The 14623-nt window shown below is 66.1% G+C and carries 12 protein-coding genes; 4 read left to right on the top strand and 8 right to left on the bottom strand.

Annotated elements, in window-relative coordinates; all coding sequences use genetic code 11:
• Positions 1-78 precede the first annotated feature (78 nt).
• Positions 79-1266 carry a GGDEF domain-containing protein gene (locus DND132_RS17685; RefSeq protein ID WP_014322631.1) on the top strand — a complete coding sequence of 396 codons (1188 nt, stop codon included), beginning with the start codon at positions 79-81 and terminating at the stop codon, positions 1264-1266.
• A gap of 192 nt (positions 1267-1458) precedes the next feature.
• On the opposite strand, the gene DND132_RS10065 is transcribed toward DND132_RS17685, so the two are convergent.
• Positions 1459-2619 carry a DegT/DnrJ/EryC1/StrS family aminotransferase gene (locus tag DND132_RS10065; RefSeq protein ID WP_014322630.1) on the bottom strand — a complete coding sequence of 387 codons (1161 nt, stop codon included), beginning with the start codon at positions 2617-2619 and terminating at the stop codon, positions 1459-1461.
• A 131-nt stretch (positions 2620-2750) separates the two neighbouring features.
• Between DND132_RS10065 and DND132_RS17680 the strand changes: the two genes are divergently transcribed.
• The 3 genes from DND132_RS17680 to hisG all read left to right on the top strand — a co-directional run bounded on the left by DND132_RS17680 (position 2751) and on the right by hisG (position 5153).
• Positions 2751-3788 carry a PrsW family glutamic-type intramembrane protease gene (locus tag DND132_RS17680; protein ID WP_014322629.1) on the top strand — a complete coding sequence of 346 codons (1038 nt, stop codon included), beginning with the start codon at positions 2751-2753 and terminating at the stop codon, positions 3786-3788.
• Between the two features lie 112 nt (positions 3789-3900).
• Complete coding sequence (gene hisI, locus DND132_RS10055; protein ID WP_014322628.1) at positions 3901-4278, top strand: phosphoribosyl-AMP cyclohydrolase; 378 nt, start codon at positions 3901-3903, stop codon at positions 4276-4278.
• Positions 4275-5153, top strand: a complete 879-nt coding sequence (gene hisG / locus DND132_RS10050; RefSeq protein ID WP_014322627.1) for an ATP phosphoribosyltransferase — start codon at positions 4275-4277, stop codon at positions 5151-5153. Before hisI ends, hisG begins: the two co-directional genes overlap by 4 nt.
• A gap of 1576 nt (positions 5154-6729) precedes the next feature.
• On the opposite strand, the gene DND132_RS10045 is transcribed toward hisG, so the two are convergent.
• The 7 genes from DND132_RS10045 to DND132_RS10015 form a co-directional block, all read right to left on the bottom strand.
• A complete protein-coding gene (locus DND132_RS10045; protein ID WP_014322625.1) occupies positions 6730-6951 on the bottom strand; it encodes a Nif11-like leader peptide family natural product precursor in 222 nt (73 codons plus the stop codon).
• A gap of 241 nt (positions 6952-7192) precedes the next feature.
• Complete coding sequence (locus DND132_RS10040; protein ID WP_014322624.1) at positions 7193-8032, bottom strand: DUF116 domain-containing protein; 840 nt, start codon at positions 8030-8032, stop codon at positions 7193-7195.
• Positions 8023-9024, bottom strand: a complete 1002-nt coding sequence (gene fmt, locus DND132_RS10035; RefSeq protein ID WP_014322623.1) for a methionyl-tRNA formyltransferase — start codon at positions 9022-9024, stop codon at positions 8023-8025. Before fmt ends, DND132_RS10040 begins: the two co-directional genes overlap by 10 nt.
• On the bottom strand, positions 9012-9509 hold the full coding sequence (gene def / locus DND132_RS10030; RefSeq protein WP_014322622.1) for a peptide deformylase: 498 nt from the start codon (positions 9507-9509) through the stop codon (positions 9012-9014). Before def ends, fmt begins: the two co-directional genes overlap by 13 nt.
• Before the next feature lie 269 nt (positions 9510-9778).
• Positions 9779-11599: an aspartate--tRNA ligase gene (gene aspS / locus DND132_RS10025; RefSeq protein WP_014322621.1), complete on the bottom strand. Its 1821-nt coding sequence runs from the start codon at positions 11597-11599 to the stop codon at positions 9779-9781.
• Between the two features lie 263 nt (positions 11600-11862).
• Entirely contained in the window at positions 11863-13104 is a 1242-nt protein-coding gene (gene hisS, locus DND132_RS10020) for a histidine--tRNA ligase (RefSeq protein ID WP_014322620.1), read from the bottom strand.
• A gap of 315 nt (positions 13105-13419) precedes the next feature.
• On the bottom strand, positions 13420-14613 hold the full coding sequence (locus tag DND132_RS10015) for an acyltransferase family protein (RefSeq protein WP_014322619.1): 1194 nt from the start codon (positions 14611-14613) through the stop codon (positions 13420-13422).
• Between the last annotated feature and the right edge of the window lie 10 nt (positions 14614-14623).

The following is a 14623-nucleotide window of genomic DNA, read 5'->3' as shown; positions in this document are numbered from 1 at the left end:
TGACTCGGGCCGCGACTTGGGCAAAGGTGACAACAGTGAAAAAAGCCTTGCCGATATGGTGAACCGGGGGACCCATCCATGCACATTCGAACCAAGCTGACCGCGAGCTACGTCGTCATCGGTCTCGTCGGCTGCCTGACGGCCGTCCTCGTTGCCCGGCAATGGATCCGCGGCGACTTCGAGGACTATGTCCTGCGCCAGGAATTCCGGGAGTTCCGCGCGGACCTGACGGACTACGCCGCCCGGCACGGCGGCCTGGACCGGGCTCTGCACGAAGAGCCGTTCAGCACCTTCGCGGCCCCGCTCGACGCGACCCGGCAATGGCAGGGCCAGCCGTTCCGCTTCCTGGTCATGGACCCGGACGGCACGGTCCTGTTTCCGGCCGGACGGTACAAGGCCGGGGACACCGTTCCCGGCGAGGTCCTGGCCGACGCCGAGCCCGTGACCGTGGACGGCAGGACCCAGGCCCTGGTGGCCCATACCGGCCTGGCCCGGCTGGTCAGGGAAGACGCGAATTTTCTCGGCATGACCGACGCCGCCCTGCTCGGCGGCGCGGCCTGCGCCGCCGTCCTGGCCGCGCTCCTGGGGTCGGCCCTTGCCTGGCGGCAGGGGCGGCCGACCTGCCGGCTGCTCGAATCCGTACGCCAGGCATGCGGCGAAGAGGGCGGCGCGCAGTGCATCGAGATCACCTCGGACGACGAACTGGGCGAACTGGCCGAGAACTACAACCTCATGAGTCGGGAGCTGGCCCGCTGCCGCTTCGAACTGAGCGAACTGGCCGTGATCGACCCCCAGACAAACCTGTACAACCGCCGCCATTTCGACGAGCAGGCCCGGCAGTTCTTCGAGAGCGCCAGGCGCTACGAACAGCCCATGTCCGTCATGATGGGCGACCTGGATCACTTCCGCGTCCTGAACGACAACTTCTCGCGCGAGGTCGGGGACATGGTCCTGGAAAAGGTGGCCGAACTGTTCACCAGGCACACCCGCAAGAGCGACGTGGTCGCCCGCTACGGCGGCGAGGAGTTCGTGGTCCTGTTCACCAACACCGCCCGGGACCGGGCCGCCATCGCCTGTGAAAACATCCGCCGGGCCGTGGAGGCCTACCCCTGGGACGAGTTCCACCCCGGCCTCAAGGTGACCATCTCCATGGGACTGGCCGACAACGTCGACCTGGACAGCGCCGCGTCCATGGTCTCCCGCGCCGACCAATACCTGTCCGCCGCCAAGGCCGGCGGCCGCAACCAGGTGGCCGGGACCGAGTAACTAAATCAGAAGTTGAAGGTCGCTACGCGGCGAGGGACGGGTGACTTGATTCGCCCCGTCCTAGGGCTCACCCCTTCGGGGTCGCGCCTTGTCGGGCGCGGTCCAAATCCGCTGTCCTGCGGATTTGTCGCCTCCGGCGGGCAGGGGCTATACCCCTGCACCCCAGTATGCGCCTTCGGCGCGGGACTCACACTATTCCAGGCAGATATTCACGGCCTTGATGACGTCGGCCACGTCGGCGTCGGTCAGCTTGGCCGACAGCGGCAGGCTCAGGGTCTCGCGGCCCAGGGCCACGGCGTGGGGGGTGTCCTCCAGCTTCCAGCCGTAGCGGTCCCGGTAGTAGGGGTGCTCGGGGATGGCCAGGTAGTGCACGCCCGCGCCGATGTTCTCCTTGGTCAGCCGGACCAGGAACTGGTCGCGGTCCAGCCCGCAGGCCACGGGGTCGATCATCAGGGTGTAGAGGTGCCGGGCGTGGCGGGTGTCGGGCTCCTCCGGGGCCGGGGTGCCCACGGGCAGGGCGCGGAAGGCCTCCTGGTACATGTCCCAGATCTCGCAGCGCCGCTTGAAGTTCTCCTCCACCCGCTCCAGCTGGTGGATGCCGATGGCCGCCTGGAGGTCCATCATGTTGTATTTGAACCCGGCGTGGATCACCTGGTAGTGCTTGTAGCCCTCGTCCGAGAACCGCTTCCAGGCGTCGGCCGACATGCCGTGCAGGCCCAGCACCTTGATGTCCTGGATGTCCGCCTCCTCGCGGGCGATGACCATGCCGCCCTCGCCGGTGCAGACGTTCTTGGTCACGTAGAACGAGAAGCAGCCGAAGTCGCCGAAGGTGCCCGCGTGCCGCCCCTTGTAGGTGGTCTCGATGGCGTGGGCGCAGTCCTCGACCACCTTCAGGCCGTGCTCTTCGGCAATGGCCATGATCGGGTCCATGTCGCAGGACCGGCCCGCGAAGTGCACGGGCAGGATGGCCCTGGTGCGCGGGGTGATCTTCTCGCGGATGCAGTCCGGGTCGATGTTCTGGGTGACCGGGTCCACGTCGGCCAGCACGGGCGTGCCCCCGGCGTGGATGATGGCGTTGACCGAGGCGCAGAAGGTCAGCGGCGTGGTGATGACCTCGTCGCCGGGCTGAAGCCCCAGGGCAACCAGGGAGAGGTGCAGGGCGGCCGTGCAGGAGTTGCAGGCCGCGGCGTGGGAGGCCCCGACATAGGCCGAGAATTCCTTCTCGAACCGGGCCACCTTGGGGCCGGTGCCGAGCCAGCCGGACTTCATGGAGTCCACGACCTCGTCGATCTCCTCCTGCCCGATGAGGGGCGCGCCGAAAACCAGAAAATTATCTTTGGAACGAACGGGCATGTCCGTGATCTCCTTGTATGGGTTGCGTGAGGCGTGGTTTAGCAGATTCCTGCCGGGGGGTAAACATTGACCGCCCGGCCCGGCGTCGGTTATCCGATACGGGTCGCCATCAACCCGAACAGGGGCTTCCCGTGGATTTTCTGCTCTTCCTCATGGCTGTTGTGCCGTCCGCCGTGCTGCTCTGGCTCTTCGTGTCGAGCGACAAGTATCCGGAACCGGCCGGGGCCCTGGTCTCGTCCTTTCTCCTGGGCGTGCTCATCGTCCTGGGCATCTACCTGCTCTTTCCCTTCCTGTCCCTGGTGGCCTCGGGCCTGCCTGCGGACAACCCCTACATTGTCGGCGCGAGCCACGCCTTTCTCATGGCCGCCCTGCCCGAGGAGGCCCTCAAGTTCATCGTGCTCAGGCGCTACTGCGTCAACCACCCGGCCTTTGACGAGCCCATGGACGGCATCGTCTACGGCGTGACCGTGTCCCTCGGATTCGCCACGGCCGAGAACCTGCTCTACGTCCTGGACGGCGGCCTGCACGTGGCCGTGGGCCGCGCCTTTCTGGCCGTGCCCTGCCACGCCCTGGTCGGCGCGGTCATGGGCTACCACGTGGGGCAGGCCGCCTTTTCGCGCGGCGAGCGCAGCGGGCTGTACGTCAAGGCCCTGCTGCTCTCCATCCTCTTCCACGGGCTGTACGACTTCGCGCCCCTGACCTTCCGGGCGGCCGCGTCCATGGACTACGCCATCCCCGAGCCCGTCTCCCTCGGCCTGGACGCGTTTTTCGTCGTGGTCCTGTTCGTCCTGGTCCAGTACGTGGCCGTGCTGACCCGGTCCATGAAGGCCCGGCAGCGCGAGCAGGCGCCCCCGAGCTTCGGCTTCAGCCGGGACCTGCCCAACCGGGTGGGCGCCCTGGACCCGACCGTCAGTCGCAGCCGGGTCGGGCGGTGGATCAAGGCCTGCCGGGACGAGACCGCGCCCATGGACCTGCTCTTTTCCGCCCTGTGCCTCATGGGCGTGTTCTGCGCCCTGGCGGGCGCGGCCCACATGGGCACCCCCGGCGACCCCCTTTCGCGCATCTCCCTGGCCGTGGCCGTGGTCTTCTTCGTCTACGGCATCGGCTTCGCGGCCCGGGGCATGGGCAAGCTCACGGTCAAGATGCTCCGGGAGCGGGACCGCCGATGACGATCGGGTGACGTCCGGGCGCGCAGGTTGCGCTTTGGCACGGCATTGGCTATATAGCCTGCCCCGGCCCAATCCCGGGCCGCTGAAACACATCTGATACGAGGTACCGCAAGTGATCAGACCCGATTTCGAGAAGATGAAAGGCCTTGTGCCCGCCATCGCCCAGGACGCCGAGACAGGCGAAATCCTGATGATGGCCTACATGAATGAAGAAGCCTGGAACAGGACCCTGGAAACCGGCGAGGCCCATTACTGGAGCCGCAGCCGTCAGGAGATATGGCATAAGGGCGGTACCTCGGGCCATACGCAGAAGGTGAAGTCCATCCGCATTGACTGCGACGACGACACCTTGGTACTTCTGATCGAACAGATCGGCGGTGCGGCCTGCCACAAGGGCTACCGCTCCTGCTTCTACCGCGAAATCAAGGACGGCGTGGTCAGCGAATGCGCGCCCCACGTCTTCGACCCCAAAGAGGTATATAAGAAATGAGTGAACAATTTCTCCGACTCGGCGTTCCCAAGGGCTCCCTCCAGGACGCGACCATAAAGCTTTTCGAAAAGGCGGGCTGGAAGATCAAGCTGCACGAGCGCAACGACTTCCCGGATATCGACGACAACCGCATCAAGTGCTCCCTGGCCCGCGCCCAGGAGATGTCCATGTACGTGGAGAACGGCACCTTCGACGTCGGCCTGACCGGCATGGACTGGATCCGCGAGAACAAGTCCGACGTGGTCGTGGTCGATGACCTGATCTACTCCAAGGTCAGCAACCGCAAGGCCCGCTGGGTGCTGTGCGTGCGCGGCGACTCCCCGTACCGGCGGCCCGAGGACCTGGAGGGCAAGAAGATCTCCACCGAGCTCATGGGCTTCACCAAGGAGTACTTCGAGTCCATGGGCATCAACGTGGACGTGTCCTTTTCCTGGGGCACCACCGAGGCCAAGGTGGTCGAGGGGCTGTGCGACGGCATCGTGGAGATCACCGAGACCGGCACGACCATCAAGGCCAACGGCCTGCGGATCATCGCCGAGCTGATGCAGACCAACACCCAGATCATCGCCAACAAGGACGCCTGGGCCGATCCCAGGAAGCGCCAGCTCATCGAGGAGATCAACATGCTGCTCCAGGGCGCGCTGCGCGCGGGCAAGATGGTCGGTCTCAAGATGAACCTGCCCAAGGACAAGCTGCCGGAGCTGAACGGCACCCTGCCGTCCTTGAACTCCCCCACCGTGGCCGAGTTGCAGGACCCCAACTGGCTGTCCGTCGAGGTCATGGTCGAGGAGAAGATCGTCCGGGAGTTGATTCCGAAACTTGTCGCCTTCGGCGCCGAGGGGATCATCGAGTATCCGTTGAACAAGGTTATTTAGTCGTCGTTCGCGACGGAGCGTAAAAACAGGACGCGGTCTGGTGTGACCGCGTCCTTTTTTTGCGCCTTGCGGGGGGAGAGAGCCGCTTTGCGGGCGAAGCCCGCTCGCTCCAAAGAACGCGCCTGCGGCGCGAGAGCCGTCGTGCGGGGCTGCGCCCCACACATTGCTCCATGCCCTCCCGGCGGGGTCCATTTTTTTGCTGGCCCAAAAAAATAGACGAAAAAAAAGGCCTTGGGGGGTAGCACGGCCGCCCGGGGAGGGGTCGCAAGAATCCGATCCGCTCGGGGCGGCTCCATCTGAGCAAAAGTATAGTGCGACTCCCGGAGCGGAATGGCCTCTTTTGGGGGAGACCGAGCCTCGAAGGGACAAGAGCCGCCACCCCTTCGCGGTCGGCTTCTACGCGCCCCCTCCAGGGCTGGTTGGGTGATTGAAGAGTGGCGGTGGGACGCGGGAGGGCGGGCCGGGGGGCGGGGCGGAGAGCCGCTGTCGGGTGCCGGGGGCACCCGAATCGCTCCAGTGGGCGCGGTTGGGAGGCTGTCGGATTGGAGGTAAGGCAGTAGGCGGAAATTTTCGTTGGAAGAGCCATGATAGGGGGAGGGGATGCGGGGGGCTTTCCTGAGCATCCTGCGACGCGCTTCACCTGCGTTTCGGTGGCCGTCGCCAAGGCGATCCGCCACACCCCTGTGGTGCGAGCGAGGTTAAACCAACGGCATCCCTTACAAGCGCCCACAGACGAGGCCCCCAACCTCAACCGCGCGAGCGCGGCCAACCTCACCGCCCCCCACCTCTTCGTACCCGGCCATCCGCCCCGGCCCACTCCCCACACCCGAAGAGCGGTAATCGGCGGCGGACCCTAGAGCCCGTGTCCGGCGGCGAAAGCGCGGGTTTGAGCGCGCCTGCGCGGCAGACATTCGCTCACAACCAGCGAAAGCCGCTTACGGGCTCTTGGGTCCGTCGGCGGGCGGCAGCACCGCAGCGCAGTTTTTGCTTCCTTTTTTCTGCGCCGGCAAAAAAGGAAGTCGCCGTAAAGGCGAAACACGATGTAACGAAAACAACCCAAAGCCCCGACGCGGATGCGCGGACAAATCCAAGGAGTCTCTCCCTCCCAAGCCTGCCGCAGGCGATCCGCCACAACCCCGCTCGCGCCAGCGCGGACAACTTCTCGACCTCAGACCTCTTCGTACCCGGCCATCCGCCCCGGCCCACTCCTCGCACCCGAAGAGCGGTAATCGGCGACGGACCCTAGAGCCCGTGTTCGGCGGCGAAAGCGCGGGTTTGAGCGCGTCTGCGCGGCAGGCATTCGCTCACAACCAGCGAAAGCCGCCTACGGGCTCTTGGGTCCGTCGGCGCGCGGCAGCACCGCAGCGCAGTTTTTGCTTCCTTTTTTCTGCGCCGGCAAAAAAGGAAGTAGCCGTAAAGGCGAAATGCAATGTAACGAAAACAACCCAAAGCTCAGTCGCGGATGCGCGGCCCGAACCAAGAGGTGGATCATCCACCGTCAGATGGGACGAGAGAAGGGGGGAGAAAGAAGCCGTTGCGGGCTCTCAGACGGAACCTGAGAGCCCGCGACGCAAAACTAGGCCCACCAGATGGAGCGGGCGGGGGGATTGCCGTAGGTGGTGAAGTCGTCGCCGGACTCTTTCAGTACCGCGTCCAACTCCTCGACGGTGAAATCATACCCATCCTCGGCGGCGGCGGCCACAAAGGCCTCCTTGCTGGCGATGGCGTTGTACTTGGCCTTGACGCTCTTATTCTCTCCGCCTGCGATCAGCAGACGCTCCACTTCCTTTTTGGACATGGCGATGCTCCTTGTTGGCGACACAATGGGGTAGGGCTCCAGTCGGATCAAACGAGACGGCTGGCATGGGAATGGACTCGCATGGGCCGGGCTCAGTCAATACCCTACTTTTAGCGTGGGGCTGATCGATCAGTCAAGCGTTCGCATAGGCTCGGGGTTTGCCGGGCGCGGCCGAGCGGGAGGCGGTAGCGGGAAGGGTGGGCCGGGCGGGCGATGGTCGCCGCGCGGCGGGGCAGGGGGGTCAGCTTTGGGCTGCCTGGCCCGTGGAGATGGTCCGGCCGTCCTTGGCCTTGTTCGGGTCGATGAACCGGCCGAGCATCTTCTCGACCACGGGCAGGGAGACCGTGGTGTCCAGGCAGGGGCCGTGGGGCCGCTCGTTGAGCACGCCGAAGACCGGCAGGGGGTAGGTGTCCTGGATGCCGGAGGAGAGGTCCCGGTAACAGGCCACGGCGATGATCAGCCGGGGCCGCAGCTGGACCACGATGCGCCGGGCCACGGTCCCGCCCGTGGCGATGGCCAGGTTCACGCCGTAGCGGTCGTGCAGTTCGAGCAGTCCGGCCATAGGGCACTTGCCGCAGCGCACGCAGTTGTTGATGTCGTAGGTCAGCCGCCGGTCGCAGCGGGAGTTTTGCAGGCAGTGGGGCATGAGCAGGAGGATTTCGCCGGGGGCGTACCGTCCGGCCTCGGCCAGGACCAGCTCGTTGTTCACCGAGATGAACGACAGCATGATGTGTTCCTTGCGTATGCCGATGGCCCGGCCCAGCAGGACCATGAGCGGCAGGAACAGCTTGATGGTCAGCCCCCGGAAACGGCGCGCGCCGGGCAGGGGCTTTTTGGTGACGATGTTCAGGAACAGCCCCCAGTAGGCCACGCAGACCAGGCCGATGAGGGCGATGACCAGCGCGCCGAGAACCCACTTGGCCGCCGGGTGGATGGTGTCCAGGCCGATGTACGGCACCACCCAGAGCAGGGCCAGGAACACGCACATGACCAGGCAGGAGACGCTGATCAATCCGACGAACAGGCGCTTGCGCGCCCGGTGCACGGACCGTGGCTGGTCCAGGGGGGCGACTACTTGCATTCCTTCATGTATCCGCAGGTGAAGGCCGTGGCGTCCATGCCCTTTTTGCCCTGCGGCTTGACCTCCGGGGTCAGGTATATCCTGTCCGCCGTGGTGATGGCCAGTTTGCCGTCCATCTCGCCCAGCACCGTGCCGGGCGCGACCTTGGGGGCCGACTCCTCGGAGATTTCGCCCGGCGTCACGAGCAGGCGCAGGACCTTGCCGTCCGGGTTGGTCCAGTCGAAGAACGCGCCGGGCCAGGGGTACATGGCCCGAATCTGGTTGTGGATCGCCTCGGCGGGCCGGTTCCAGTCGATCTCGCCTTCCTTCTTTTCCAGCTTTTTCGCGTAGGTGGCCAGGGCGTCGTCCTGGGGCTTGAGGTCGTAGGCCCCGGTCTGGAGCCGGGCCAGGGCCTCGCAGATGCAGATGCCGCCAAGCTTGGCCAGCTCGTCGTGGATGGTCCCCGCGTGGTCGTTGTGGCCGATGCGCAGGGCGCGCTGGACCATGACCGGGCCGGTGTCCAGCCCTGCCTCCATCTTCATGATCGAGATGCCGGTGACCACGTCGCCGTTCTCCACGGCCCGCTGGATCGGGGCCGCGCCGCGCCAGTGGGGCAGCAGCGAGGCGTGGATGTTCAGCGGCAGGATGGCCGGGATGTCGAGGACCGACTGGGGCAGGATCAGCCCGTAGGCCGCCACCACCAGGACGTCGGGCGCAAGGGCCGCCAGTTCGGCCACGTCCGCCGGGTCCTTGAAGTTGACCGGCTGGAGGACCGGGATGCCGTGTTCGAGCGCCACCCGCTTGACCGCCGACGGCGTGCACTGCCTGCCGCGCCCGCAGGGCCGGTCCGGCTGGGTGTACGCGGCCACCACCTGGGCGGCGTCGAACTTGAGCAGGATTTCAAGCGCCTCGGCCGCGAAGTCCGGGGTGCCCATGAAAACCACGCGCAGGGGCTTGAGGGCCACCGCGCCCCAGGACTCCGGCGAGCTCGTTCCGTTGGCTATCTCTTCCATCTCAGGGCCTTCTTGCGGTACATGGCTTTCTTCAGGCGGCCCGAGCGGTCGGCCAGGGTCACGCCCTCCAGATGGTCGATCTCGTGCTGCAGGATGATGGCCAGCAGGCCGCCGGTCTCCACGCAGATCTCCTTGCCCGAGCGGTTCAGGGCCTTGACCTTGACCCGCTCCTTGCGCCGGACCTTGAGGTTCAGCTCCGGGCAGCTGAGGCAGCCCTCGTCGGACTCCACCTCGCCGTCGCACTCGACGATCTCCGGGTTGATGAGCACCCGCAGGTCGCCGCGCTCCTTGGGACCGGTCTGGTCCACGCAGATCAGCCGGATGGACTGGTTCACCTGCGGGGCGGCCAATCCGACGCCGTCGGACTCGTACATGGTCTGGACCATGTTCTCGATGAGTTCGTCCAGTTCGGGCGTGATCTCGGTGATGGGTTCGGCCTTGGCCTCGAGTACCTCGTCGGGCCAGGTACATATCTCTAATCGCATCGTGGTTGCCTCCGGGCCTCCATCCTCTTCTTTTTATGGAAGTTTTATCGCGCCGCAGGGAGGATGGGTAGGGACATAGAGTCCGGTTGCGGCGTGATTGAAGTTATCTACTATCTCAATAAGTACGGAAATTCAAAAGGCCAGTTCCAAAAAGAAACCAGCCGGATTTGGTAGACTTTTCCGCGGTCCGCCCCATCCGCCGGAAGCGGGGGGCGCCGCGGGGGAAGGCGGGAGGGAAGCGGCGGGCCGCTTCCCTCCGGCACGGCGTACTATTCTTCTTTTTTCTTCTCGCGCAACCGGATGCCCAGTTCGCGGAGCTGCTTGTTCGGGACCTCGGACGGGGCCTCGGTCAGGAGGCAGGTGGCCTTCTGGGTCTTGGGGAAGGCGATGACGTCGCGGATGGACTTGGACCCGGTCAGGATCATGATCAGGCGGTCCAGGCCGAAGGCGATGCCGCCGTGGGGCGGCGCGCCGTAGCGGAGCGCGTTCATGAGGAAGCCGAACTTCTCCTCGGCCTCTTCCTTGCCGATGCCGAGCGCCGCGAACATGGCCTCCTGCTGCTCCTCGGTGTGGATGCGGATGGAGCCGCCGCCCACCTCGAAGCCGTTCATGACTATGTCGTAGGCCCGGGCGATGGCCTGGCCCGGGTCCTCCTTGAGGACCTGCATCTGCTCGGGCCGGGCCGAGGTGAAGGGATGGTGCCGGGCCACGAAGCGCTTCTCGTCCGGGTCCCACTCGAGGAGCGGGAAGTCGGTGATCCACACGGGCTTGAACTCGCCCTCGCGGATCAGGTTGAAGCGCTTGCCCAGCTCGCAGCGCAGGTTGCCGAGCGCGGCGTTGGCCACGTCGGCCGGACCGGCCTGGAAGAAGAGGATGTCGCCGGGCTTGCAGCCGGAGCGCTCGCGCAGGGTGGCGATCTCAGCTTCCGAGAAGAATTTGACGATGGGGGACTGCCACTCGCCGTCCTCCTTGACCTTGATCCAGGCCAGCCCCTTGGAGCCGTAGATCTCCACGAACTTGGTGTATTCGTCGATTTCCTTGCGGGACAGCTCGGCCCCGCCGGGCACGACCATGACCTTGACCAGTTCGGAGGAGGCGAAGACCTTGAACCCGGACTCCTTGAACACGTCGGTGATGTCGATGTGCTTGAGCTCGAAGCGCAGGTCCGGCTTGTCCACGCCGTAGTCGCGCATGGCGTCGGCAAAGGTCATGCGCGGGAACGGGTCGGGCAGGTTCACGCCGATGGTCTCCCGGAACAGGGTCCGGACCATGCCCTCGGCCATGTCCTGGATCAGCGCCTCGTCCACGAAGGACATCTCGATGTCGATCTGGGTGAACTCGGGCTGGCGGTCGGCGCGCAGGTCCTCGTCGCGGAAGCATTTGACGATCTGGAAATAGCGGTCCATGCCCGCGACCATGAGCATCTGCTTGAACAGCTGCGGGGACTGGGGCAGGGCGTAGAACTCGCCCTGGTTGACCCGGCTCGGCACCAGGAAGTCGCGCGCGCCCTCGGGGGTGGACTTGGTCAGCACCGGGGTCTCCACCTCGAGGAAGCCGAGTGCGTCCAGGTAGCGGCGGACCGACTGCGCGGCCTTGTTGCGCAGGATGAAGTTGCGGGCCAGGGAGGGCCGCCGCAGGTCCAGGAAGCGGTATTTGAGGCGCAGGTTCTCGGCCACCTCGACGCGGTCCTCGATGGGGAAGGGCGGCGTCTCGGAGGTGTTCAGCAGCTTGTAGTCCGTGACCTCGATCTCGATCTCGCCGGTGATCATGTTCGGGTTGGCCATGCCCTCGGGACGCGGGCGGACCCGACCCTTGACCGCCACCACGTACTCGGGGCGGATGGCGTGGGCGCGTTCGTGGACCGTGGCGTTGTCCTCGGGGTTGAAGACTACCTGGGTCATGCCCTCGCGGTCGCGCAGGTCCAGGAAGATCAGCCCGCCGTGGTCGCGGCGGAACTGGACCCAGCCCATGAGGCAGACCTCCCGGTCCATGTCGGCGGCGGTCAGCTCGTTGTTGTGGTGCGTGCGCCGCCAGCCAGCCAGGTCCTCTATGACGCGGAACTCGTCGTAATCTCTCTCTTGTTCGGACATTCTCTCTCCGGTGTCTCGTATTGTATGGCCTCCGGCGGCCCCTGCGGGGGGCTTGCCTCCGGCGGCTTAAGAGACCTTTTGAAGGTCTCTTAAGAATCTTCCAAAACTGTTTGTCGCGCCTTCGGCGGGCGGGGGGCGCCCTGTGAAGGCCCTAGCTCAACAACCTTGCGGCGGCGCCGCATACGGGATTCCAAAGGCCCTCGGCCTTTGGCCGCCGGAGGCGAAGTCACCCGACCCCGCCGCGCGGCGGCATCCAAATATCTCTACAGACTGGCCAGGTACAGGGCCCGGTCCAGGGTTTCCTGTTCCCGGTTCCCGGCCATGTCCTTGACGGTCACGGTCCTGTCGGCCAGCTCGGCCTCGCCCAGGATCAGGCAGGTCCCGGCGCCGGACTTGTTGGCCGCGCGCATGCGGGACTTCATGGACCCGCCCGCGAAGCTGACTTCGCCCCGGAGTCCCTTGTTGCGCAGGGCCTGGGCGAAGAGCATGGCCTCGTTTGCCGCCTCCGGGGCGACCACGGCCAGGTAGAAGTCCGGGGCCTCGGGCGCGACGTCGCCGAGCAGCAGGGCGAGGCGCTCCATACCGCAGGCGAAGCCGGTGCCGGGGCAGTCCGGGCCGTCCAGGCTCCTGATCAGCCCGTCGTAGCGGCCGCCGCCCGCCACCGAGGTCTGGGCCCCGATGTCGTTGCTGGTCACCTCGAAGCAGGTCCGCACGTAGTAGTCCAGGCCGCGCACCAGGCGGGGGTTCAGGACGTAGGCCACGCCCGCCCCGTCCAGCACGGCGCGCACGTCCGCGAAGTGGGCCCGGCAGTCCGGGCAGAGGTGGTCGGTGATGACCGGGGCGTCCTTGACCAGCTCCTTGCAGGTGGGCACCTTGCAGTCGAGCACGCGCAGGGGGTTGGTCTCCATGCGCCGCTGGCAGTCCTCGCAGAACTTCGCCTTGTCCTGGGCGTGGTAGTAGTCCACCAGGGCCTGCTTGTAGGCCGGGCGGCACTCGTGGCAGCCGAGCGAGTTGAGCTCCACGGTCAGGTCCCTGAGCCCGATGCGGCGCAGGAAGGCGGTCAGCATGAGGATCAGCTCGGCGTCGGCCTGGGGCTCGTCCGCCCCGAAGCACTCGGCATTGATCTGGTGGAACTGGCGCTGGCGGCCCTTCTGCGGGCGCTCGTACCGGAACATGGGGCCGAAGGTGAAGAATTTCGAGATGTTGCCCGGCTGATAGGTCTTGGATTCGATGAACGCGCGGACCACGCCCGCCGTGGCCTCGGGGCGCATGGTCAGGGAGCGGTCCTTGCGGTCCGGGAAGGTGAACATCTCCTTGCCGACCACGTCGGTGTCCTCGCCGATGGACTTCTGGAACAGCTCGGTCTTTTCCAGGATGGGCGTGCGCAGTTCACCGAAGCCGTAGCGCGAGAATATCTCGCGGGCGCAGGCCTCCATGAAGGTGTACTTGGCGGCCTCCTCGGGAAAGAGGTCCGCGAATCCCTTTATTTTTTGTACTTTCGCCATGTCGCGTTCAATATCCTTAGATAGATGTAGGGTCGCTGGAACCGAATCTGGTTAGACCAAACGCGTATGATTGTCAAAAAGAGTGTGGGGCGCGGCGCGGCGGGACGCCCCGGGTTGCCGACGCGGTCCCATCAGGCAGGCTGCCGAGAGGTGGCCGGCTGTCGGGCACAAGCAAAATCCAGGGTCGACGAGTGGTTGAATCCACGCGGAGGTCTGGATTTTCCGCGGCGCACCCTGGGCGTTGTACATTGGACGGCTAGGGCTCGCCCGCAATTCGCTTGACGACGCGGATGGCCGTTTGTCGGCGTCCCGCGGTCATCCGGTGGCCAGGCAGAACCCGAGGAACAGGGCGGCCAGGAGACCGGCCCACAGCCACGGGCCGGTGCGGGCGGCGGTCCGGCCGGCGGCCCAGAGGCATCCCGCCGGGGCCAGGAAGGCGAGCAGCCCTTTCGCGGCCAGGGGGAGGGGGGCCTGTATCAGGGCCGCCTGGACAAAGACGACCAGGGGCATGTGCCACAGGAAGATGTCGTAGGAGCTGGCGGACAGGGATTCCCGCCACGTCGAGGGCCGGTTCAGCCGGGATGCGGCGAGGTTGACCAGACATCCCGCGCCCGCCACGGCCGCCACGGCCCTGAGCGCGCCGTGGAGCACGGCCTGGCCCGGCGGGATCGGGGGCGGGGTGGTCATGAAGGTGCGTGCCATGACCAGGATGCCCGCCGTGGCGGCGGCAAAGGGGATCAGCCACGCCCACCATGGGCCGGGGAACGGGCGGGGACGGTCCATATGCGGCCGGGCAAGGATGCCGAATACGAACATGCCGAGGTAGACCGGCACGCGGGTGGGCTGGAACAGGACGAACGGGCCGAGCCGGGCCCAGGCCCAGTCCTGGACCAGGAGGTTGACGGCCGCGAACCCGAGGAGCACGGCCATGGCCGAGGCCGGGATGAGCAGGGTGCGCCCCACGGTGCGGGCGGTCGGGATCACGGCCCGCCACAAGGAATATCCGAGGAAGAAGATCAGGAGCAGGGAGATGAACCAGAGGTGGTGGGGCGAGAGCTTGTCCGCGTACTCGGCCCCCTGGCGCATGGTGGTGATGACCACGAACCGCCAGTCGTCGAGGGTCGCGGTCCAGTGCAGCCAGTATTGGAAAAAGTTCAGTGGTTCCGATGTCCTGCGCAGGTAGCCGACATAGACCATGGTGGGCAGGTAGAAGACCGGGAGGATGAGGACCGGCAGGCCGAGCCTGCGCAGCTTGTTGCGCAGGAAGCCCGCCGTGCCGTGGCGCTCGAACGCGCCGTGGGCGAACAGGCCGGAGATGAAGAAGAGTACCGGCAGGACAAAGCAGTCCAGGGTGAGGATGGTCACGTCGAAGAGGGGGGACTCGGCGTCCCGGGCGTGCCACCAGGGGATGCTCGGGGCGTAGGCGCAGGCCGCGTGCAGCAGCACGACGGCCAGGACCATCAGGGTTCGCAGGTTGTCGTAGGCGTGGTTTCTCGGCCGTGTGGTCATACCCCCTCCT

Source organism: Pseudodesulfovibrio mercurii, from assembly GCF_000189295.2.
Lineage (GTDB): Bacteria > Desulfobacterota > Desulfovibrionia > Desulfovibrionales > Desulfovibrionaceae > Pseudodesulfovibrio > Pseudodesulfovibrio mercurii.
The sequence above is the reverse complement of the archived record's forward strand: the minus strand, read 5'-3'. Positions and strand labels throughout refer to the sequence as shown.